The organism is Rhizobium sp. rho-13.1, assembly GCF_007000305.1.
GTDB classification, from domain to species: Bacteria; Pseudomonadota; Alphaproteobacteria; order Rhizobiales; family Rhizobiaceae; genus Rhizobium; species Rhizobium rhododendri.
On record NZ_SCFL01000002.1, the window covers coordinates 129,203 to 150,094 of the forward strand.

A 20,892-nucleotide genomic window follows, 5' to 3' on the forward strand; every position below is an offset into this window, starting at 1 on the left:
GTAGACCCGTCACGAAAAGGGGGGCGAAGCATCGCTCGGCCCATCCTCGCGCCGGTGCCTGTCTTGCCTAGACCCGCATCGGCATCAGGACATAGATCGCATCGTCACCGGCCGTATCGCGAATAAGGGTAGGCGAGCCTGCATCCGCCAGCAGGAAGATGGCTTCGTCGCCGGAGAGCTGCGCGGTGATGTCGAGCAGGTATTTGGCATTGAAGCCGATTTCCATCGGTTCGGTTTCATAGCCGACGGCAACTTCTTCGGTGGCGCTGCCGGAATCCGGGTTGTTGACGGTGAGCAGCAGCTGCCCCTCCGTCAGCGCCAGCTTCACGGCGCGGCCGCGTTCGGAAGAGATCGTCGAGACGCGGTCTACAGCCTGTGCGAAGGTCTGGCAATCGACGCGCATTTCCTTGTCGTTGTTGGCCGGAATAACGCGCTGGTAATCGGGAAAGGTGCCGTCGATCAGCTTCGACGTCATCACGATGTTGCCGACCGACAGGCGGATCTTGGCATCGGACACTTCCAGCGTGACGATCACGTCGGGATTGTCCATCAACTTCTGGAGTTCGCCCACCGTCTTTCGGGGAATGATGATGCCGGGCATACCCTCGGAGCCGGAAGGCGCATCGACATCGGCCCTCGCCAGGCGGTGACCGTCGGTCGCAACGGCGCGCAGCTTCAGCCCACCGCCGCTTTCGATGGTGTGGAAGAAGATGCCGTTGAGGTAATAGCGGGTTTCTTCGGTGGAGATGGCAAATTGCGTCCGGTCGATCAGCATCTTGAGTTCTGCCGCCTTCAGCGGAAACTTGTGGCTGAACGTGCCGGCGGTCAGGTCCGGAAAGTCCGATTGCGGCAGGCATTGCAGGGTGAACTTCGAGCGGCCGGAAGCGACCGTCATGGACCCGCCATCGGCATTGGTCGACAACGAAACTTCGGAGCCGTCGGAAAGCTTGCGGACGATGTCGTAGAGAAGGTGCGCCGGAACGGTCGTCGCGCCGGGCTGCTCGACATTGGCTGGCGTCGCCTCGGTGATTTCGAGATCGAGGTCGGTCGCCTTCATGTCCAGCGTCGAGCCTTCTGCCTTCAAAAGCACGTTCGACAGGATCGGAATAGTGTTGCGGCGCTCCACCACGCGATGGACGTGGTTCAGCGATTTCAAAAGGTGGGACCGCTCAATAGTAATACGCATGGATGCTACCGCTTTCGACCGTGACTGTCCGGGCGTCGAGACGATGCCCAAAAAATTCTCGCCCGGGTCCGGCCCGGAGGAGTGGACCGGCAAAGTGGCAGAAATCCGCATGTGAAAGCAAGAGGTATAGCGCCGACGCCGGGTTCATTTCCCCCATTTCGTCTTCAAAGCACACAGGATTCCACGCTCCCTTGCCGAAGCCGTGCGCCTCGCCCATAAAGACCCAACTTCAGGAAGGGCATATCAGGGCATGGACGACGAGATTTCGAGCGAAGTCGCCAAGGGGCGTAGTTTCAGGTTGCACAACGTGACCGTGCCGGCCCGCCCGCTCGAGCCAATGCTTTATCTCGTCGCCACGCCGATCGGCAATCTCGGCGATATCACGCTGCGGGCGCTGGAAACGCTGGCCGGAGCCGACGTGCTCGCCTGCGAGGATACCCGCGTCACCCGGGTGCTGCTCGATCGCTACGGTATCCACAATCGCCCCTACGCGTACCATGAATACAATGCCGATGAGGCGGGTCCGAAATTGCTGGCAGCACTGGCCGGCGGTCGGTCCGTGGCGCTGGTGTCGGATGCCGGTACGCCGCTGGTCTCCGATCCCGGCTACCGGCTGGCGCTGCAGGCGATCGATGCCGGCTACCGCGTCGTGCCTATTCCGGGCGCCTCGGCCCCCCTCGCGGCCCTGGTTGGCTCCGGTCTTCCGAACGACGCCTTCTTCTTTGCGGGCTTCCTGCCGGTCAAGGACAAGGCCCGCCGTGACCGGTTGGCAGCACTCTCCTCGGTTCCGGCTACTCTGCTGTTCTTCGAATCTCCCCATCGCATCGCCGCAACCCTGACTGCTGCCGCCGATGTGCTAGGTGTCGACCGCAAAGCCTCTGTCTGCCGCGAACTGACAAAGACCTTCGAGGAATTTCGTCGCGGCACGCTCTCCGAACTGGCAGCGCATTATCATTCCGTTGATAACGTCAAGGGCGAGATCGTCCTGGTGATCGGGCCGCCGCCGGAGATCGCCACGCCGGAGGCCGATGTCGAGGCAATCCTTCTCGATCTCTCCCGTGAGATGCCGACCGCCAAGGCGGCCGCCGAAGCGGCCCGGATCACCGGCCTTCCGCGCCGGGATCTCTACCAGAGGCTGCTCGCCATGAAGGCGAGGGTCGATGGACGATAGCGGCGAGCGCCGGAAACGGCGCAAGGCCTGGCGCCGGGGGCATCTCTCGGAATACCTCGCCGCGCTCTATCTCGCCTGCAAAGGCTACAGCATCGTCGCCATCCGCCACAAGACAGTCCTTGGCGAAATCGATATCGTTGCCCGTAAGGGCGATCTTGCTGTGTTCGTGGAGGTCAAGGCAAGGCACGGCGAACAGGCGGCGATCGACGCCGTCTCATTTTCCTCTCAGCGCCGCATCCGTGCCGCCAGCGACCTGTGGCTTGCCCAGCAGCCGGATTTCGGGCGCCTGTCGCAGCGCTACGATATTGTTGCGATCCTGCCCGGCCGCTGGCCGAGGCATTTCCGCGACGCTTTCTGAACCCGGCCCATCATGCAACTGTCATATATTGCCTCTAAGGCGCGGCGACCCCCACCATGCGCCGAGGACAGCCCGATCATGATCCGCACTACCGTTTCCGCCTTCGAGGTACCGTCCGAAGAGCAGCGTCAGCACTTTCTGACACTGCAGAAGACGCCGGCAGTTTGCGAGGCGACGATCGCATCGCTGCCCTGCATGAACGCTGCGCGCACCGGCGGAAAGAGCCCGGCTGCGCCATTGGCTTTTCCGTTTACGGTCGCGGCATGGAACATGGAGCGCTGCCTCTTCCCGCAGGCCTCCGCCGAGAAACTGAAGGCGCTGGGGGCACCGCTGGTCCTGTTATCGGAGATGGACGATGGCATGGCTCGCACCGCGCAGGCCGATCCGACTGCGCTGATTGCGACCGAACTCGGCATGGCCTATGCCTACGGTCTCGAATTTCTGGAACTCAGTCTCGGTTCCGAGATCGAGCGCTCCTATTGCACCGACAGCACCAACGCGAGAGGCTTTCACGGCAACGCAATCCTGGGTGCCACGCCGCTTCGGGATGTTTTCGTCTTTCGGCTGCCCGGGGAATCGCTCTGGTTTTCCAATGCCAGGGAGCAGCCGCGTATCGGCGAGCGCTGCGCAGTCGGTGCGACGATCGATACGGAGGCCGGGGCCTTCGTCGCCGTTTCGGTTCACCTCGAGAGCGTCGGAGATGGTCCCTACCGCGAACGCCAGGTGGCGGCGCTGATCGATGCCGTCGAGGCCTATGCGCCTGGCCTGCCGATCCTCATCGGCGGCGACCTGAACACCGGCAACCACACTGGCGGCAACTTCGAGACCGACACGCTGTTTGCCATGGCGGCGGCCCGGGGCTTCGAGCGCCATGGCGGCCCGCTCGACCAGGCCAGCACCCGGCCAAGCCTGATCACCCGTTTTCCCGACCGGGCCATGAAACTCGACTGGTTCCTCAGCCGCGGTCTTGCGATATCCGGCAGCCGGCTGGTGACGTCGCTCGATGCTGACGGCAAGCCGCTTTCCGACCACGACATCATCGCCTGTGACATATCAGGTTTTCTCTGAGCTGCCGATGAGGCGGACGCTGAGACTGATGCGTAGTCCGACGGCTGCCTGATTAGCCGTTGCCTTCGAAAGCCCGCCGACCTACATCTGTCGAGAAATCGAGCAAGGAATAGCGATAGTGACGATCAGGAATGTGGCGGTCCAGATGGACCATGTGTCGGGCATCAATATTGCAGGCGACAGCACCTTCGCCATGAGCCTCGAGGCGCAGGCGCGCGGCTACAAGCTGTTCCACTACACGCCGGAGCGCATGAGCATGCGCGACGGCAAGGTCTATGCCACAGCCGAACCGATGGTGCTGCGCGACATCAAGGGGGACCATTTCGACCTCGGCGCGCCCGAGCGCATCGATCTCTCGACGATGGACGTGGTGTTGCTGCGCCAGGATCCACCCTTCGACATGGGTTATATCACCTCCACCCACATGCTGGAGCGCATCCATCCGAAGACCTTGGTGGTCAACGATCCCGCATGGGTCCGCAATTCGCCGGAAAAGATCTTCGTCACCGAATTCGAAGATCTGATGCCGAAGACGCTGATCACCCGCGATGCCGATGAAATCCGGCGCTTCCGCGAAGAAATGGGCGACATTATCTTGAAGCCGCTCTACGGAAAGGGCGGCGCCGGCGTCTTCCACTCGACGCGCGATGACCGCAACCTGTCTTCGCTGCTGGAGATGTTCGGCCAGCTGTTCCGCGAGCCCTTCATCGCCCAGCAATATCTGCCTGATGTCCGCAAGGGCGACAAGCGCATCATCCTCGTCGACGGTGAGCCGGTGGGCGCCATCAACCGTGTGCCGGCCGAGCACGACAGCCGCTCCAACATGCATGCCGGCGGCCGCGCCGAGGCGACCGATCTGACGAAGCGCGAAGAAGAGATTTGCGCCCGCATCGGTCCGGCCCTCAAGGCGCGGGGCTTCCTGCTCGTCGGCATCGACGTCATCGGCGACTACATGACGGAGATCAACGTCACCTCGCCGACCGGCATTCGTGAGGTCAAGCGTTTCGGCGGTGCCGATATCGCCAGCCTGCTTTGGGACGCCATCGAGCGCAAGCGCGCTTAACACAGACCCCGACTTTCAATCGCCAGCGGTAATATGTTCCGCCCCCGCAACCCGCTGCAACCTGGCTGCAGCGGGAGGCTGTGCTTGTTCATTAATTGTTCTTGTTTCATTCCATCTTCTATGCCAGATTGCATTTAGCCTGCTGCAATCGCTGCGGGTCTTTACGAAAAGACTGCGGCATAGGGGATTGCGCATGATAGCGCGGGTCAGCACGGTTGCATTTCAGGGCATAGAAGGGGTTCCGGTCGAGGTCCAGGTGATGATCGCGCCGGGCAAGATCGGCATCAACATTGTCGGGCTGCCGGACAAGGCGGTTGCAGAGAGCCGCGAGCGCGTTCAGGCGGCCTTGCATGCCTCGGGCTTGGCGCTGCCGCCGAAAAAGGTGACGGTCAACCTTGCTCCGGCGGATTTGCCAAAAGAGGGATCGCATTTCGATCTGGCCATCGCGCTTGGCCTGATGGCGGCACTGGGAGCCATTCCCGGCGATGCGCTGGCGGACTTCATGGTGATCGGCGAGCTCAATCTCGACGGCACGATTGCGGCGGTGTCCGGGGCATTGCCGGCGGCTATCAGCGCCAATGCCATGGGCAAGGGGCTGATCTGCCCTGCCGACAGCGGCCCGGAGGCGGCTTGGGCGGGTGCCGACATCGAACTGCTGGCGCCCCGCAGTCTCATTGCCCTCGCCAATCATTTTCGCGGTACGCAGATCCTGTCGCGCCCCGAACCTGCCATCCGCGCCGCCCCGGCCAATCTCGGCGACCTTGCCGAGATCAAGGGTCAGGAGAGCGCCAAGCGTGCTCTCGAGGTGGTGGCTGCCGGCGGCCATAACTTGTTGATGGTCGGCCCTCCAGGGTCGGGAAAATCGATGCTGGCTGCCCGTTTGCCATCGATCCTGCCGCCGCTGTCGGCTGCCGAATTGCTGGAAGTCTCGATGATCCATTCCATTGCCGGGCAACTGTCGGGTGGCAAGCTCTCCGACCGCCGGCCATTCCGGACCCCGCATCATTCGGCCACCATGGCGGCGATGGTCGGTGGCGGGATACGTGCCCGGCCCGGGGAGGCCTCGCTCGCCCACCATGGCATCCTCTTCCTTGACGAGTTTCCGGAGTTTTCGCCGCAGGCACTCGATGCGCTGCGTCAGCCGCTGGAAACCGGGGAATGCATCATAGCCCGCGCCAATCACCGCGTCTGCTATCCGGCTGTGATCCAGCTGATTGCCGCGATGAACCCTTGCCGCTGCGGCATGGCTGGCGAACCCGGCCACAGCTGCGCCCGAGGGCCGCGCTGCATGACGGACTATCAGAACCGAATTTCCGGACCGCTGATGGATCGCATCGACATCCGCATCGATGTGCCGGCCGTCTCCGCCGCCGACCTTATCCGGCCGATGCCGGCCGAGAAGAGCGCCGATATCGCCAGACGTGTCGCAAGGGCGCGGGAATGGCAGCAGGAGCGGTTCTCGCAAGCCGGCATGCGCGGCGTGTCGACCAATGCGCGCTGCTCGACATCGATGATCGAGGTTCTGGCCGAACCCGATGCCGGTGGCCTTCAATTGCTGCGCGATGCCGCCGAGAAGCTGAAGTTCTCCGCCCGAGGCTACCATCGCGTCCTGAAAGTGGCGCGCACGCTCGCCGATCTCGACGGCAAGCAGACTGTCGGCCGGATCCATCTGGCCGAAGCGATTTCCTACCGCATAGCCGGCACGCGCCTGCCAGCCGTCGCCTGAGCCGCAGATACTGAGAAGGGCGCCTCCGCCCTTCTGTTCTTTGAAAAGTGAAGAAAGTTAGCCGCCGAGGCCTTCGAACAGCGCTGTCGACAGGTAGCGCTCGGCAAAGGACGGGATGATCACGACGATCGTCTTGCCGGCATTCTCTTCGCGTTTACCGATCTCGATGGCTGCAAACAGCGCCGCGCCGGAGGAGATGCCGACCGGCACGCCTTCGAGCCGGGCGACGTGGCGGGCGGTTTCGAGGGCTTCGGCGCTGGCGACGGTGATGATCTCGTCATAGATTTCGGTGTCGAGAATGGCTGGCGCGAAGCCGGCGCCGATCCCTTGGATCTTGTGCGGGCCGGGAGCGCCGCCGGACAGCACCGGCGATTCGGCCGGCTCGACGGCGATAACCTTGAGGCTCGATTTCTTGGACTTCAGCACCTGGCCGACGCCGGTGATCGTACCGCCGGTGCCGATGCCCGCGACCAGGATATCGACGCCGCCCTCGGTGTCGTTCCAGATCTCCTCGGCGGTCGTCTTGCGATGGATCTCGGGGTTTGCCGGGTTTTCGAACTGCTGCGGAATGACCGCGTTCTCGATGCTTTCTGCCAGTTCCGTCGCCTTGGCGATGGCGCCCTTCATGCCTTTGGCGCCTTCGGTCAGTACCAGTTCGGCGCCCAGCAGCGCCAGCATCTTGCGGCGTTCCACCGACATCGTCTCCGGCATGGTGAGGATGAGCTTGTAGCCCTTGGCGGCGGCGGCAAAGGCCAGCGCGATGCCGGTGTTGCCGGAGGTCGGCTCGATCAGCGTTGTCTTGCCCGGCGTTATCTTCCCCTGGGCTTCCAGGCTCTCGATCATCGCCACGCCGATACGGTCCTTGACCGAGGCAATCGGGTTGAAGAACTCCAGCTTGGCGAGCAGGTGGGCCTTGACGCCGTTCTCCCTGGCCAGCTTGTCGAGGCGAACGATGGGCGTGTCGCCAATGGTGTCGGTGATCGACGCATAGATGCGACCGCGGCCTGGCTTACGGGTGTCGGACATGGAACTCTCCCTTGGTATTTATTGGCGGGAGAATAGGATCAAACATGGCACTAGGCCAGAGTGCGTTTGTCCAACCAAGGCCACGAAGTTGGCATAAAAATCTCCGCCAAAGGCTTTTGGTAAAACGCAGCACAGTACCATCGGCAGGATGCCTGTCGCTGCAGCACGAAAAACACTCATGGATGCTAAAATGCTATCGTTCTGTCGACCAGTGCCGCAACTGCGGGCACTCGTTCCGTTGCTCCTTATGATGATAACTATGACCCCAGCCGGTCCCGTCCGCGCTGCCTCTCCGCCGGGAGAGGAGACGATCGTCTTCCTGCGCCACGGTGAAAAACCTGAAGCAGGGCTCGGCCAATTGAGCTGCAAGGGCCTCAACAGGTCGCTGGCGTTACCCGCCGTGCTTTCCCGTCAATTCGGCGGGCCGGATGCCGTCTTTGCGCCCGATCCTTCGAAGCAGAAAGTCGATGACGGCATTCTCTATGATTATGTCAGGCCGCTGGCGACGATCGAGCCAACGGCGATCGCCGCTGGACTGCCAGTCGATACCACGTTCGGCTACGACGAGATTGCCAAGCTGCAGGCAGCACTGACTGCGCCGAAATATCGCTCGGCACTGGTCTTTGTGGCCTGGGAGCACAACGAGATCCAGGATCTCGTCGCCGCGTTGCTGAAAGACAATGGCGGCGATCCGGCGGCTATGCCGAAGAAGTGGAAGGGCAAGGATTTCGACAGCCTCTACGTCGTCCGGATCAAAACCAGCGGAGCCGGGCCATCTGCGACATTCGAGGCAAAGGCTGAAGGCCTCGATGATGTCGCCGACGGTTGCCCGGTCAATTAGCGATCAACAGACGGGCATCGTGGTATCAGACGCCGGTGGAGCCGAAGCCGCCGGCGCCCCGCGTGGTTTCGCTGACATCCGTCGTTTCGACGATTAGAACCTGCGTGACCGGCGCGATCACCATTTGCGCGATGCGCATGCCGCGCGTCACGACGAAATCCTCGTTGCCGTGGTTGATCAGCAGAACCTTCACTTCGCCGCGGTAGTCGCTGTCGATGGTTCCCGGCGTATTCAGGCAGGTGACGCCGTTCTTGAACGCCAGGCCGGAGCGCGGCCGGATCTGCGCCTCGTAGCCATCAGGCACCGCAAATACGAAGCCCGTCGGCACCAGCGCGCGCATGCCCGGCGACAGCACCAGCGGCTCGCCGTCGTCGATCGCAGCCCTCAGGTCCATGCCGGCGGCACCGGATGTTTCGTAGGACGGCAGATCGAGGCCGAGGCCGTTGGCAAGGCGAACGAGGGATAAGCTCGGGCGGTTGTCTGTGCGAATATTCATGCCCTCATTAGCAATTTGGCGATGGTTCGGGTCAATCCGATTTGCAAGTTATCCACGGAGTCGCTAGATACGCGGCAATTCACAGGATCCGACATCATGGCCGAAAGTCTCGCCGAGGCGGTCTCCCGCCGCCGCACATTTGCTATTATCTCCCACCCGGACGCCGGCAAGACGACGCTGACCGAAAAGCTGCTGCTGTTCGGCGGCGCCATCCAGCTGGCCGGCGAGGTCAAGGCGAAGAAGGATCGCATCCAGACGCGCTCCGACTGGATGAAGATCGAGCGCGAACGCGGGATCTCGGTCGTCACCTCGGTGATGACCTTCGAATATGACGATGTCGTCTTCAACCTGCTGGACACGCCGGGCCACGAAGACTTCGCCGACGACACCTATCGCACGCTGACCGCCGTCGATGCCGCCGTCATGGTCATCGATGCTGCCAAGGGTATCGAGCCCAGAACCCTGAAGCTGTTCGAGGTCTGCCGTCTTCGCGACATCCCGATCATAACGTTCGTCAACAAGATGGACCGCGAAAGCCGCGATATCTTCGAAATTCTCGACGAGATCGAGGTCAAGCTGGCGCTCGATACCGCCCCGATCACCTGGCCCATCGGCCGCGCCAAGAGCTTTTGCGGTTCCTATCACCTTGCCAAGAACGAGGTTCGCGGCAACGACAAAGAGGCCGACACCACGCCCGTAAACGGCCCGCAGGCAGTGGCCGAGCGGCTGCCGGAAAACGAGCGTCAGGCATTGATCGACGAACTGGATCTCGCGCGTGATGCCTGTCGGCCGTTCGAGCGCGAGGCCTTTCTCGAAGGTCATCTGACACCGGTATTCTTCGGCTCGGCGCTGCGCAATTACGGTGTGCGAGACCTGATCAATGCCTTGGCCGAGATGGCGCCGCCGCCGCGCGACCAGGTTGCCGATATCAAGACGGTGCATGCCACCGATCCGAAGATGACCGCCTTCGTCTTCAAGATCCAGGCGAACATGGACCCGAACCATCGCGACCGTATTGCCTTCGTGCGCGTCTGCTCGGGTACGCTTGCGCGTGGCATGAAGGCGCGCCTGTCGCGCACCGGAAAGCAGATGAGCCTGTCCGCGCCGCAGTTCTTCTTCGCCTCGCAGCGCCACATCGCCGACACCGCCTTTGCCGGCGATGTCGTCGGCATTCCGAACCACGGCACCCTGCGCATTGGCGATACGCTGACAGAAGGCGAGGATCTGGTGTTCCAGGGTGTGCCGAATTTCGCCCCGGAAATCCTGCGACGCGTCCGTCTTGAGGATGCGATGAAGGCCAAGAAGCTGAAGGAAGCGCTGCAGCAGATGGCCGAAGAAGGCGTTGTGCAGCTGTTTTCCCCGGAAGATGGTTCGCCGGCTATCGTCGGCGTCGTCGGCGCGCTGCAGCTCGACGTCCTGAAGGAGCGCCTGCAGGGGGAATATGGCCTGCCGGTCTCCTTCGAAATGTCGCGCTTTTCCGTATGCCGCTGGGTGTCTGCCGATGCACCCGCCGACATGGACAAGTTCGTCACTGCCAAGCGTGGCGACATTGCCCGCGATCTCGACGGCGACCCTGTCTTCCTCGCGCAGGACGGTTTCTCGCTGCGATACGAATCCGAACGCTATCCGGCCATCAAGATGGTCGCCATCAAGGAATATCACGCCATCAAGGCGGCGTGATTTTTCGATCGCCAGAGCGTCGGGCTGGTTCCTGTGATGCGCAGGAATTCGCGGTTGAAGTTCGATTTGCTGAGAAATCCGGCATCGAACATGATGGATGTCACCGGCGCGTCGGTTTCTGACAGCAACCGGCACGCCTCGGCAATGCGGAAGTTGTTGACATATTGCGACACGCTGACGCCGTGCACCCGGTTGATCGCTATCGAGACGCTGCGGGCAGGGCAATTCAGCTTCCGCGCCAGCCGCCCGAGATTGAGTTCCGTATCCCTGTAGAGCGCCTTCGTCCGCATCAGGGCGTCGACAGCGGCAGCGGTTGCCGCAACGTCTTCCGGCGCTGACCCGGCTATGGCGGCCGTCGGTTCGGTTTCGCCGCGGTCGTGCACTGTGGCGCCGGAGCTTGCAACCGATGCTGCGGCGCCGAGCGCCAGCAATGCAAGCACATTTCCCACCGCCACCACTTCGCCGGCATGGCTGCCATCGCTCCAGGAGAAATCAAGGCTGATGGCGATGTCGGCAACCGCGGACATGAGCACGGCTGCTGCGGTGAGCTGCAGGGAGCGATAGGACCTGAGCGCGCCGTCTAGGCGGGAGGAGACGAGACCGTCCGGCCCCGTCAGGCACAGCCATGTCAGCGCAGCGCCATAGCCGAGAAAAACGAGGATAATGACGAGGCCCACCGGCTCCGGCCATACGATCCGCAGCAGGACAACTGTGGCTGTCGGCAGGCAATGTCGCCACGTCGTCCATGTTCGAAAGATCGATCCTTCGCTCGCCAGATCGTAGAAACTCAAGAAAGCCAGGGTCGCGATCACGGTGGCCAGCACGGCCTGGAACGGCAGCACCGCGGAAATCCCGTATCCCCAGCGCAGGCCGATCAGCACCGATTGCATTGCGTAGGCTCCGATCAGCAATGCAAACAGGGGCTGGTCGCGCAGGCCGTCGTCGCTCCGCCTATGCATCTGCAGCAGCAGTGTGAGGAGAAAGAGCGTCTCGACAAAGGGCAACGGGATAAAAATCATGGTGCGTTGTTCTGGCTGCTGAAACTGGATCAAAACGTCAGAATGCCCCGGATGGCGATCGAGGTCGACCCGCATCGCGTTCGAGGTCGCGACGGACAGTGATTTTCGCGAATTTGCGCTCGGCCCGCTGATGGGACCGGGAGCACATCATGAAGCGACTTCTTTTGACAGTCATTGTCCTTTTCGCAGCAGCGACCGGCTGCAATGCGACACAGCCGCGGGGCTTGCCGCTGGATATTTCCGGTATCACGGCCGTGGCCATTGGCGGCGAGGCCAGTTCCATCGACATCACCACCGCGCCGGATCGACCCTATCAGGCAACTCTCATGCGCCATCGCTCGGGCTGGTTTGCGCGATGGAATTCGATCTGGTCCTACGATGACTGCAGTTCTTCCAGCCGAATGTGGATCGAGGGCACGCTGCTGCACATCGATGTCGGCGTATCTACCTGGTTCGGCGTTTCCGATTGCAGCTACGACATCAATCTGAATGTCAAAAAGGATACGGCGGTCGCGATCCATCAGCAGGCTTTGAGCGCCCGACTTGCCGGGCAGTTCTCGGCCGTGATGATAGAATCGAAGGCCGCAGACGTCGCCCTCTCCGGCCATGCGGAAACGATTTCCGTCAACAGCGATGCTTTACGTCTAGGGATCGTCCTTCATTCGCCCGGCAGGGCGGAAGCTGTTACCGTCAATGCCCGCATGCTAGAGGCCGATCTCGACTTCTCAGCGGCACAGCAGCTTGCCTACGCCGTAACGGCAAAGGCATCCTTCGTCGACACGTCAAGACTATCCACGCCGGGAGCGCCGGTCTCGCTGACGATTGCCGGCGAGTTGGTGCACGCGACGATCCGATGAATGCAAGCCTCTGCCCGGCGGCCGGCCCACTCGCGCTGCCGAGCTCAGGCGGCTTCGTCTTGCTCGGTAAGATCCTTCAGGAAATCGTCGCACCAGCGCACGACGTCGTGCTCGAGCAGATGCGTCATCATGCCTTGCCAGCGCTGGCGACGCTCCTCGAGCGGCATCTCCAGGGCCCTCGCTATGGCATTGGCTGTCGCCTCGACGTCGTAGGGGTTGACGATGATTGCACCATAGAGTTCCCGCGCGGCGCCGGCGAAGCGGGACAACACCAGCACGCCGGGATTTTCAGGATCCTGCGCGGCAACATATTCCTTCGCAACGAGGTTCATCCCGTCGCGCAGCGGCGTGACGAGGCCGATCTTTGCAAGCCGATAGAGGCCGGCTAGCACTGTGCGCGGGATCGAACGGTTGATGTAGCGGATCGGCACCCAGTCCACCGTGCTGATGGCACCGTTTACGCGGCCGGCCTGCTCGGCGACCATGCGCTGCATCTGCTCGTATTCAGGCACTTCCGAGCGCGATTTCGGGGTGATCTGCAGATAGGTGACCTTGCCCTGATGAGCGGCGTCGGCGGTGATGAAACGTTCGAATGCGTCGATACGCTGGGTAATGCCCTTCGAGTAATCCAGCCGGTCAACGCCGATGATCAGATCGCGGCCTTCGACGCTTTGTCGCGCCTTGCGGACCATGACGTTGGTGGCCGCCTTGGTCGCGAATTCGGCAAAGGCTGCAGTCTCAATGCCAATCGAGTAATACCCGCCCTTGAATGTCCGTCCGTGCGCGCTGAACAGGCCTTTGCCGAGTTCGTCGCCAATGCCTTCCCGACGCAGGCAGCCGGCGAAGTTCTCGAGGTCATGGTCGGTCTGGAAGCCGACAAGATCGTAGTGAGAGAGCCCGCGCATGATTTCCTCATGCACCGGCATGGTGAAAATCACATCGGCCGGCGGCCATGGGATGTGCAGGAAGAAGCCGATCTTGTTCTTGAACCCCATCTGGCGCAGCTCTGCAGCCAGCGGGATGAGATGGTAATCGTGGACCCAGATGATGTCGTCCGGCTGGATCAGCGGCGCCAGCCGATGCGCAAAGAAGCGGTTGACGCGGAAATACCCGGCCATCTCCTTGCGTCCGTATTCGGCCAGATCGAGCCGATAATGGCAGATCGGCCAAAGAACACGATTGGCAAAGCCGTGATAATATTCCTCGACGTCGGTATCAGTCAGATCTGTGAGCGCGTAGGTGATTTTGCCCTGCTCGTTCATGGTCAGAGGGCCTGGCTCGGCATCGCCGCTGGAATTGCCGGACCAGCCCATCCAGACGCCACCCTGTGCTTCGAGCGCAATCTTCAGGGCAACCGCGAGGCCGCCTGCCGGTGCGGCGCCGCCCTTTTCGGGCACGGGAACACGGTTGGAGACAATGATAAGACGGCCCATGGGAAAATCCCTTCAGAAGTTCGGTCGGGTATTATGTGGTCAGGACGCAAGCTGTGCCAGAATCTGGCGAAGAATGGCCGGAGAGGCGACGCGGTTGCGTGCCTGGGTCTCGACGCTGTCGAGGCCGATGAACAGCGATTGCCCGCCGATGCGATTGACGGTGCGAAACATTGCCTCGTCGGTAAAATCGTCGCCGGCCGCAAAGGCGCGCCTTCCCTTGAAAGGCGCCTCGCTCAGGAACGCGGTGACTGCATCGCCCTTGCCGGCGCGCGCCGGGCGGATTTCAACGACCATCTTGCCGCGCTGCAGCGACCACTCAGGCCCGGCTTCCCGGAAGTAGCGCTCCATCATGGCTTCAACCAGATGCTGGCATTCCGGGGCAAGCCGGTAGTGTGCAGCCACTGCAGCACCCTTGTCCTCGACGAGGACGCCGGGCCACTGGCTTGCCTCTTCGGTCATGCAGCGCTTCATTTCGGTAAAGGCCGGGGTGACGGTGACCCGCTGGACATTGCCGGCAGCGTCGCGCCGCTCCGCTCCGTGGAGGCCGGCAACGGGGAACTGGAATGGATAGAATAGCGGATCGACGAACGATAGCGATCTGCCGGTTACCAGTGCCAGCGCGCCGCCAAGTTTTTTCGACAGCGCATCGAGATCGTAGGGAAGGGAGGAGGGGACGGTGATCGAACTCGGCGTTTCCGCCAGATCGACAAGCGTGCCGTCGATATCGAGAAAAAGCGCCCATTCGGAGGGATGGGCTGCCAAAGCCGAAAGGGCTGTGCTTTCCATCACCGCCGCAACGGTCGCTTCGGTTGCGGGTTGTATTTGCTCAGACATGGCTACCTATTTATGGCGCGTTCGCCTCAAGGCAAGGCCGAATTGTGGTGAACGACCATTCTTTTGTTGCGCTGCAGCATCGTGTTGATGGCTCGTACAGCATAGCACTTAACCGCCGGAGCGCCACAGTGTCCATCGATGAGCGCGCGCTCCGGGATCTGAAAGGTGACTATCACGTAGCCAGCGGCACGCTCTTCGATCGCACATATTTCGACCTGCCGGCACCCCAGCCGTTGACGGCCGCGATGAGCCCGATAGCCACGAACAGGATAGCGCAGGGGCCGAAACTTCCGGTCCAGCTCCGGATCAGGCCGACGATCAGAGGCCCGATAGCGGCGAGCAGATAGCCGACGCATTGCGCCATGCCGGAGAGATGGGCGGCGATGTGGGCATCCGGCGATCGAAGAACGATAACCGTCATGGCAACCGCAATCAATCCGCCCTGACCGATACCCTGCAGCACAGCCCAGAGCCAGACGGTCGACAGCGGCGCGAACAAGAGCCCGAGCAATCCGCCGACCGCAAAAAGGCAAAGTGCAACGTTGATGATCCGCTGGTCTTTGCCGCGTACAGCCAGATGCGGCATGAAAAGGCATGAGGCAGCCTGCACCATGACCGATGCCGAAACGATACCCCCGGCAGTGATGCCGTCCAGGCCCCGTTCCCGCAGGATGGGGGCCAGCCAGCCGAATACGCTGTAGGCCAGCGCCGACTGCAGACCCATGAACAACGTCACCTGCCACGCCAGCGGATCGCGCCAGAGCCCCTCGACGCGAAACGCCGTCTTGCGCGCTCGGCTCTTCGTCGACATCGCCTGCGGCAACCACAGCAAAGCGGTCGCCAGTGCGGGCACGGCCCAGACGGCAAGAGCAGCGCCTGTGGATCCGCCGAAAAGGCGTTCGGCCGGTAGGCTGAGGCCTGCGCCACAGGCTGCACTGGCGCAGAGCGCCATGGTATAGAGGCCCGTCATCAGCGCCGCCTTGTCCGCGAAGTCGCGCTTGACAAGGCCCGGCAGGAGAACGTTGCCAACGGCGATGCAGGCACCAGCCAGCCCCGTGCCGATAAACATGAGCGGGATCGAGCCCAGTCCGCGCAGGGCAATGCCGAGCGTCAGCAGGAAAAGGATAGCGAGCAGCGCCCGTTCGGCGCCCATGCGTTGCGCCAGTCTCGGCGCCAGCGGCGAAAACAGGCCGAGGCAGAGGACCGGCACGGTGGTCAGCAGGCTGGCGCCTGTTGCCGACAGGTCGAATGTACTGCGGATCTCCGGCAGCAGCGCCGATGCGCTCGAAAACAGTCCGCGCAGATTGAAGGCGATCAGTACCAGGCTGATGCCAAGCAGCAGACGCGAGCCCTTGGCGCTTGCGATCGGCTGCGGAGCATCGTCGATTTCGGCGTCAACCAGCATTGCAGTTTCGGCGGCCAGCGTGTCACGCGAGAGGGACACGGTCACGAGAACAGGCTCCGATCGAGAGCGGCAATCACGGGTGCCATGAAACTCCGCACCGATGCATCGGCCTTGTCGGGGTCGCCGGTCTCGATGGCGTCGACAATCGCTGCATGGGCCAGATGATCGGGTTCCGGCACGTCGTCGCCTATGCTGGCCTCGATGGTCTGCTGGATCGAGGCCGAGAAGAAGGCATAGATGTCGATCATCGCATCATTGCCGGAGGCGGCGATGACAGCCTGGTGAAAGGCGAGGTCACGGGCGATAAATCCGGTATCGCCCCTTCCCTGATGGGTGCCGCGCAAAGCCAGCAACTCGCGCAGGTTGGCAATGACTGCCGGCGTATGCCGGAGTGCTGCCAGCCGCGCACCTTCGACATCCAGCGCGCATCGCGCCTCGAACCGGTCGCGCAGGCTCGCGCGCCGCGCCATGTCGAGAATATCGGTCCTGTCGATGGCCGAGCGCAGGTAAGTGCCGGATCCCTGCCGCGTTTCGAGGTATCCCTGCGAGACGAGAACGCGCACCGCCTCGCGGATCGTGCCCCGGCTGACCGACAGCATCGCCGAAAGCGCGGTCTCGTTTGGCAGCTTTTCGCCCACAGACCAACGATTGGCGCGGATTTCACCGCGTATGATGTTGGCCGCGGTCTCGGCGAGGTTGCTTCGGGGGAGAGGTTGCATGATCGCACCAGTCATAAAGTCATCGGATGACTTTATGACTAATATGCGTACGGCCGGCCGTCAAGCCATGTATGTCGTTTCAGTGAGCGGCCTTGATAAACGTGCCGTTTTGCAGTTCCTTCATCGCCTGCATGATTTCCTCACGGCTATTCATGACGATCGGCCCATGCCAGGCGACGGGTTCCTGTATCGGTTTGCCGGAAACCAGAAGGAAGCGGATGCCCTCGTCACCTGCCTGCACGGTAACTTCATCGCCGCTGTCGAACACCACCAGCGTTCTATTGCCGGACATGTCGCGAATGTTCAGTTCTTCGCCGTCGACTTCCTTTTCAATGCGGATGCCAAACGGCCTGGAGGCATCCCTGAAGGTGCCGGAACCGGCAAAAATATAGGCAAATGCGTTGCGATAGGTGTCCACCGGCAGCCGTTTCCTGACGCCGGGTGGGACCGAGACATCAAGATAGATCGGCTCGGCTGCAACGCCATCGACCGGTCCGGCCTTGCCCCAGAAGTTTCCGCAGATGATCCGGACAGCCGTGCCGTCATTGTCGATCACGAGGGGAATGTCCGTCGATTTGACGTCCTGATAACGCGGCGCGGTCATTTTCAACGCCGACGGCAGGTTCGCCCAGAGCTGGAAACCGTGCATGCGCCCGGCAAAGTCGCCCTTCGGCATTTCCTGATGCATGATGCCGCTGCCAGCCGTCATCCACTGGATGTCGCCGGCATTGAGGTCGCCGCGATTTCCGAGGCTGTCACCGTGCTCCACCGTGCCCGCCAGCACGTAGGTGATCGTCTCGATGCCGCGATGCGGATGCCAGGGAAAGCCCCTGATGTAATCGCTCGGCACATCGTTGCGGAAGTCGTCCATCATCAGGAAGGGGTCGGTGAGCGAAGGATCTCCGAAGCCGAAGACGCGATGCAGCTTGACGCCCGCGCCCTCCATGGTCGGCGTGGCCACGCTTTCATATTTGACGGGACGGATGGACATCGCAGGCTCCTCATTTGGTTGACCATGCTGTCATACAACCAACCCGCCAATGCAGCGAGCTTGGGTTCAAGAACGCACCGTTCACAAAAAGAAATTGCTGCGTTGCAAAATCGTGATCTGACTTGCGTCAAAAATATGTCATGCTCAACGGCAAGCTGCGGAATCATTAAGGTTTTGTTATCCATTCCGCTTAACAATCGTCCTTGATTTCGACATTCTTCCGCCGGAGTAAATACAGGCGAGAATCGGAGCAAAAGCATGTGTCGCTGGGCAGCCTACTGTGGAGACCCCCTCTATCTGGAGGAGCTCGTCTCGTCACCGGCCCACTCTCTGATCGAGCAATCGCACTGCGCCACCCGCGCCAAGACAGCGACAAATGGCGATGGTTTTGGCATAGCCTGGTATGGCGACAGGCCTGAACCCGGCCGATATCGCGACATTCTTCCAGCCTGGTCCGACTGCAATCTGAAGAGCATGGCGCGGCAGATCCGCTCTCCATTGTTTCTGGCCCATGTTCGCGCCTCCACCGGCGGCGGCACGCGGCGCGACAACTGTCATCCGTTCGTGTGGGATAACTGGTCCTTCATGCACAACGGCCAGATTAACGACTTCGAGCGTTTGCGCCGTCCGATGGAAGCCATGCTCGACGACGAGCTTTTCAATGCCCGCTCCGGTACGACGGATTCCGAGCTGATGTTTCTGCTGGCGTTGCAGTTCGGCCTTTGCCAGACACCGATATCGGCTATGGCCGATACGATCAGCTTCGTCGAAGGCCTCGCCGAGCACATCACCGGTACGGCTCTGGTGCGTTTCACCGCCGCCTTTTCCGATGGCAAGTCGCTCTATGCCATCCGCTATGCCACGGATCGCAAGGCGCCGACGCTCTATGCCGCTCCGCTCGGCGCCGGCAAGGGCTACTGCCTTGTGTCTGAACCGCTGAACGACGACATCGACAGCTGGGCCGAGATCCCGAACGGCAGCGCCGTGACGATCACGCCTGCCGGTGTCGATGTTGCCGTGTTCCACCCCGAAAGGCGTGAAGTCGCAAAATCGGTCGCGTTGGCTATTCCGGCCTGAACCGCTCGGCGATCAGTGCCGCCAGCTCTGCGGCCACTTCGTCCTTGCTCATCTCCGGCCACGCTTCCGTGCCCTCAGCGCTGATCAGCGTCACGCTGTTGCGATCGCCGCCCATGATGCCGGTACCCGGCGAAACATCGTTCGCCACGATCAGGTCGGCACCTTTGCGGGCAAGCTTGGCCTTGCCATTGGCCTGTATATCTTGCGTCTCTGCCGCAAAACCTATGACGAAAGTCGGGCGCATAGGATGATGGCCGATCGTCTTCAGGATGTCGGGATTTTCGACCAGCGACAGGCTCGGCAGCGGCTGGCCTGCGACCTTCTTGAGTTTCTGGCCAGAGGCAGTTTCAACGCGCCAGTCTGCTACCGCGGCGACCATGACGGCGATATCGGCCGGCAATGTCTTTACCACAGCCGCAAGCATGTCCTCTGCGCGCTCGACATGGATCGTCTGCACGCCCAATGGATCGGGGATCGACACCGGGCCGGATACCAGAGTCACGTGGGCGCCGAGATCAGCCAGAGCTGCGGCGATGGCATGGCCTTGGCGGCCTGACGAGCGGTTGGCAATATAGCGGACCGGATCGATGGGCTCGTGTGTCGGGCCTGATGTGACGATTGCGGTGCGGCCTGCAAGCGGCAATGGTCGGTCTTGGAGCAATGCTTCGAGGGCGGCGACGATCTGCAGCGGTTCCGCCATGCGTCCGGTGCCGGCCTCGCGGCTTTCGGCCATTTCTCCCTCCATCGGTCCGATAAAGCGGATTCCGTCGCCCTGGAGGGTGGCCACATTGCGCGTCGTTGCTGCGTGCGACCACATCTTCGGGTTCATGGCCGGCGCCACGAGCACAGGCTTGTCTGTTGCCAGCAGGATGGTGGAGGCAAGGTCGTCGGCAAGGCCGTTCGCCATCTTGGCCATAAGGTCGGCGGTGGCCGGCGCCACGAGCACTAGGTCGCATTCGCGCGCCAGGCGTATGTGGCCGACATCCTGTTCGTCCTCACGGGAAAACAGGTCGGTGTAGACGTGGTCTGCGGCGAGCGCTCCGACAGCAAGCGGCGTGATGAACTGCTGCGCTCCCGCCGTCATCACCGGGCGCACGGACGCGCCGCGTTCACGCAAGCGACGGATAAGGTCGAGGCTTTTATAGGCCGCGATACCACCGGAAATGATGAGAAGGATGCGTTTGCCCGAAAGAACCATCGCCTGAACCTGTCGCCTGGGTTGTTCAGAACACCTAGGGCTTCGACAGGCAACATGCAATCTCCGCCACGGACGGGGAAGAGACTGGTAGCGTCAAAGCCCCCGGGGTCGTATCAGCAGAAACCGTTCAGCTTCAGGATCTTGTGGGCCTCGATCGCGGCCTGAAGGTATGTCTCGGAGCCGCGGTCGCCTTCGTTGGCGTCCGGGTGGTGAAGCTTCAGTTGTTCCTTGTACTTCGCCTTGATCTCTGCAGCCGTTGCCGTCTGCGGCAGGCCGAGCGTCTCGAATGCCTTGGCCTCGAGCGTCTTCAGCTTGCGACCGCGCACCTGCGGCTCGTATCGGTCGGCACTGTTGCGCTTGGCTGCGGGGCGTTTGAACTTATAGGCCTGTGCCGCGCCCGATTTCACCTCGGACTGCGCCGGCGCGTCCTGCGCACCCTTGTTGACGCCCATGCTCCATGTCGGCCGCCCGCCGGTCGCGGCTTCCCGCTGATACCGGGCTATCTCCGCGTCGGAGAGGCCGGACATGAAGTTGTAGCCCTTGTTGTATTCCTTGACGTGCTCGAGACAGAACAGAAAGAATTCTCCTTCTGCCTCGCGGCCGACCGGTGCGCGATGCGTGCCCTTTTTGTCGCAACCGTCCCAATGGCATTTCGGCCCGGAATCGTCCGGTTGCGAGGCAGGCCGCTTGCGTTTTGTCCGGATGCTGTCGAATATTTTTGAATCAAGTCCCATGCCTCCTTAT

Annotated in this window: 20 protein-coding genes; 9 read left to right on the top strand and 11 right to left on the bottom strand. The window is 62.0% G+C overall.

All coding sequences use genetic code 11. The features are described 5' to 3' along the window. Positions 1-67 precede the first annotated feature (67 nt). Complete coding sequence (gene dnaN / locus EQW76_RS07120) at positions 68-1,186, bottom strand: DNA polymerase III subunit beta (protein ID WP_111216196.1); 1,119 nt, start codon at positions 1,184-1,186, stop codon at positions 68-70. A 250-nt stretch (positions 1,187-1,436) separates the two neighbouring features. Here dnaN and rsmI point away from each other — a divergent pair, with 250 nt between their 5' ends. The 5 genes from rsmI (at position 1,437) to EQW76_RS07145 (ending at position 6,572) form a co-directional block, all read left to right on the top strand. Beyond that, entirely contained in the window at positions 1,437-2,357 is a 921-nt protein-coding gene (rsmI, locus tag EQW76_RS07125) for a 16S rRNA (cytidine(1402)-2'-O)-methyltransferase (RefSeq protein ID WP_142823735.1), read from the top strand. Then, positions 2,347-2,715, top strand: a complete 369-nt coding sequence (locus EQW76_RS07130; RefSeq protein WP_142823736.1) for a YraN family protein — start codon at positions 2,347-2,349, stop codon at positions 2,713-2,715. Before rsmI ends, EQW76_RS07130 begins: the two co-directional genes overlap by 11 nt. A gap of 78 nt (positions 2,716-2,793) precedes the next feature. After that, positions 2,794-3,783 carry an endonuclease/exonuclease/phosphatase family protein gene (locus EQW76_RS07135; protein WP_142823737.1) on the top strand — a complete coding sequence of 330 codons (990 nt, stop codon included), beginning with the start codon at positions 2,794-2,796 and terminating at the stop codon, positions 3,781-3,783. 115 nt (positions 3,784-3,898) lie between these two features. Next, positions 3,899-4,846, top strand: a complete 948-nt coding sequence (gene gshB, locus EQW76_RS07140) for a glutathione synthase (RefSeq protein WP_142823738.1) — start codon at positions 3,899-3,901, stop codon at positions 4,844-4,846. Between the two features lie 193 nt (positions 4,847-5,039). Next, positions 5,040-6,572 carry a YifB family Mg chelatase-like AAA ATPase gene (locus EQW76_RS07145; protein WP_142823739.1) on the top strand — a complete coding sequence of 511 codons (1,533 nt, stop codon included), beginning with the start codon at positions 5,040-5,042 and terminating at the stop codon, positions 6,570-6,572. 57 nt (positions 6,573-6,629) lie between these two features. On the opposite strand, the gene cysK is transcribed toward EQW76_RS07145, so the two are convergent. Next, on the bottom strand, positions 6,630-7,598 hold the full coding sequence (gene cysK / locus EQW76_RS07150; RefSeq protein ID WP_142823740.1) for a cysteine synthase A: 969 nt from the start codon (positions 7,596-7,598) through the stop codon (positions 6,630-6,632). A 259-nt stretch (positions 7,599-7,857) separates the two neighbouring features. On the opposite strand from cysK, the gene EQW76_RS07155 reads away from it, so the two are divergent. Then, positions 7,858-8,439, top strand: coding sequence for a hypothetical protein (locus EQW76_RS07155; protein WP_224129189.1), 582 nt, complete (start codon positions 7,858-7,860; stop codon positions 8,437-8,439). Between the two features lie 25 nt (positions 8,440-8,464). Here the strand turns inward: EQW76_RS07155 and dut are convergent, their stop codons facing one another. Further along, the gene (gene dut, locus EQW76_RS07160; protein WP_142823741.1) at positions 8,465-8,935 is read right to left on the bottom strand and encodes a dUTP diphosphatase; all 471 of its coding nucleotides are present in this window, start codon (positions 8,933-8,935) and stop codon (positions 8,465-8,467) included. Positions 8,936-9,031: 96 nt separating this feature from the next. Here dut and EQW76_RS07165 point away from each other — a divergent pair, with 96 nt between their 5' ends. After that, positions 9,032-10,615 carry a peptide chain release factor 3 gene (locus EQW76_RS07165; protein WP_142823742.1) on the top strand — a complete coding sequence of 528 codons (1,584 nt, stop codon included), beginning with the start codon at positions 9,032-9,034 and terminating at the stop codon, positions 10,613-10,615. On the opposite strand, the gene EQW76_RS07170 is transcribed toward EQW76_RS07165, so the two are convergent. After that, a complete protein-coding gene (locus EQW76_RS07170) occupies positions 10,594-11,634 on the bottom strand; it encodes an AraC family transcriptional regulator (RefSeq protein ID WP_142823743.1) in 1,041 nt (346 codons plus the stop codon). The two genes, EQW76_RS07165 and EQW76_RS07170, sit on opposite strands and share 22 nt — an antisense overlap. Positions 11,635-11,783: 149 nt before the next feature. On the opposite strand from EQW76_RS07170, the gene EQW76_RS07175 reads away from it, so the two are divergent. Beyond that, positions 11,784-12,491, top strand: a complete 708-nt coding sequence (locus tag EQW76_RS07175) for a hypothetical protein (RefSeq protein ID WP_142823744.1) — start codon at positions 11,784-11,786, stop codon at positions 12,489-12,491. A gap of 44 nt (positions 12,492-12,535) precedes the next feature. Here EQW76_RS07175 and otsA read toward each other — a convergent pair whose 3' ends face one another. The 5 genes from otsA to EQW76_RS07200 form a co-directional block, all read right to left on the bottom strand. After that, on the bottom strand, positions 12,536-13,924 hold the full coding sequence (gene otsA, locus EQW76_RS07180) for an alpha,alpha-trehalose-phosphate synthase (UDP-forming) (RefSeq protein WP_142823745.1): 1,389 nt from the start codon (positions 13,922-13,924) through the stop codon (positions 12,536-12,538). 39 nt (positions 13,925-13,963) lie between these two features. Continuing rightward, positions 13,964-14,710, bottom strand: coding sequence for a trehalose-phosphatase (gene otsB / locus EQW76_RS07185; RefSeq protein ID WP_224129203.1), 747 nt, complete (start codon positions 14,708-14,710; stop codon positions 13,964-13,966). 220 nt (positions 14,711-14,930) lie between these two features. Next, the gene (locus EQW76_RS07190) at positions 14,931-16,163 is read right to left on the bottom strand and encodes an MFS transporter (protein WP_142824433.1); all 1,233 of its coding nucleotides are present in this window, start codon (positions 16,161-16,163) and stop codon (positions 14,931-14,933) included. A gap of 41 nt (positions 16,164-16,204) precedes the next feature. Continuing rightward, positions 16,205-16,882 (bottom strand): FadR/GntR family transcriptional regulator, encoded by a 678-nt coding sequence (locus EQW76_RS07195; protein WP_142823747.1) that lies wholly within the window; start codon positions 16,880-16,882, stop codon positions 16,205-16,207. 79 nt (positions 16,883-16,961) lie between these two features. Next, the gene (locus EQW76_RS07200) at positions 16,962-17,873 is read right to left on the bottom strand and encodes a pirin family protein (protein ID WP_142823748.1); all 912 of its coding nucleotides are present in this window, start codon (positions 17,871-17,873) and stop codon (positions 16,962-16,964) included. 258 nt (positions 17,874-18,131) lie between these two features. Here EQW76_RS07200 and EQW76_RS07205 point away from each other — a divergent pair, with 258 nt between their 5' ends. Then, complete coding sequence (locus EQW76_RS07205; protein ID WP_142823749.1) at positions 18,132-18,950, top strand: class II glutamine amidotransferase; 819 nt, start codon at positions 18,132-18,134, stop codon at positions 18,948-18,950. Here the strand turns inward: EQW76_RS07205 and coaBC are convergent. After that, positions 18,937-20,148, bottom strand: a complete 1,212-nt coding sequence (gene coaBC / locus EQW76_RS07210; protein WP_142823750.1) for a bifunctional phosphopantothenoylcysteine decarboxylase/phosphopantothenate--cysteine ligase CoaBC — start codon at positions 20,146-20,148, stop codon at positions 18,937-18,939. The two genes, EQW76_RS07205 and coaBC, sit on opposite strands and share 14 nt — an antisense overlap. 113 nt (positions 20,149-20,261) lie before the next feature. Then, positions 20,262-20,882, bottom strand: coding sequence for a J domain-containing protein (locus tag EQW76_RS07215; RefSeq protein ID WP_142823751.1), 621 nt, complete (start codon positions 20,880-20,882; stop codon positions 20,262-20,264). Between the last annotated feature and the right edge of the window lie 10 nt (positions 20,883-20,892).

Bases quoted from the DNA above. Each gene is read 5' to 3' on its own strand.
- dnaN (WP_111216196.1), bottom strand. From the start codon at position 1,186: ATGCGTATTACTATTGAGCGGTCCCACCTTTTGAAATCGCTGAACCAC.
- rsmI (WP_142823735.1), top strand. From the start codon at position 1,437: ATGGACGACGAGATTTCGAGCGAAGTCGCCAAGGGGCGTAGTTTCAGG.
- EQW76_RS07130 (WP_142823736.1), top strand. From the start codon at position 2,347: ATGGACGATAGCGGCGAGCGCCGGAAACGGCGCAAGGCCTGGCGCCGG.
- EQW76_RS07135 (WP_142823737.1), top strand. From the start codon at position 2,794: ATGATCCGCACTACCGTTTCCGCCTTCGAGGTACCGTCCGAAGAGCAG.
- EQW76_RS07145 (WP_142823739.1), top strand. From the start codon at position 5,040: ATGATAGCGCGGGTCAGCACGGTTGCATTTCAGGGCATAGAAGGGGTT.
- cysK (WP_142823740.1), bottom strand. From the start codon at position 7,598: ATGTCCGACACCCGTAAGCCAGGCCGCGGTCGCATCTATGCGTCGATC.
- EQW76_RS07155 (WP_224129189.1), top strand. From the start codon at position 7,858: ATGACCCCAGCCGGTCCCGTCCGCGCTGCCTCTCCGCCGGGAGAGGAG.
- dut (WP_142823741.1), bottom strand. From the start codon at position 8,935: ATGAATATTCGCACAGACAACCGCCCGAGCTTATCCCTCGTTCGCCTT.
- EQW76_RS07165 (WP_142823742.1), top strand. From the start codon at position 9,032: ATGGCCGAAAGTCTCGCCGAGGCGGTCTCCCGCCGCCGCACATTTGCT.
- EQW76_RS07170 (WP_142823743.1), bottom strand. From the start codon at position 11,634: ATGATTTTTATCCCGTTGCCCTTTGTCGAGACGCTCTTTCTCCTCACA.
- EQW76_RS07175 (WP_142823744.1), top strand. From the start codon at position 11,784: ATGAAGCGACTTCTTTTGACAGTCATTGTCCTTTTCGCAGCAGCGACC.
- otsA (WP_142823745.1), bottom strand. From the start codon at position 13,924: ATGGGCCGTCTTATCATTGTCTCCAACCGTGTTCCCGTGCCCGAAAAG.
- otsB (WP_224129203.1), bottom strand. From the start codon at position 14,710: ATGGAAAGCACAGCCCTTTCGGCTTTGGCAGCCCATCCCTCCGAATGG.
- EQW76_RS07190 (WP_142824433.1), bottom strand. From the start codon at position 16,163: ATGCTGGTTGACGCCGAAATCGACGATGCTCCGCAGCCGATCGCAAGC.
- EQW76_RS07195 (WP_142823747.1), bottom strand. From the start codon at position 16,882: ATGCAACCTCTCCCCCGAAGCAACCTCGCCGAGACCGCGGCCAACATC.
- EQW76_RS07200 (WP_142823748.1), bottom strand. From the start codon at position 17,873: ATGTCCATCCGTCCCGTCAAATATGAAAGCGTGGCCACGCCGACCATG.
- EQW76_RS07205 (WP_142823749.1), top strand. From the start codon at position 18,132: ATGTGTCGCTGGGCAGCCTACTGTGGAGACCCCCTCTATCTGGAGGAG.
- coaBC (WP_142823750.1), bottom strand. From the start codon at position 20,148: ATGGTTCTTTCGGGCAAACGCATCCTTCTCATCATTTCCGGTGGTATC.
- EQW76_RS07215 (WP_142823751.1), bottom strand. From the start codon at position 20,882: ATGGGACTTGATTCAAAAATATTCGACAGCATCCGGACAAAACGCAAG.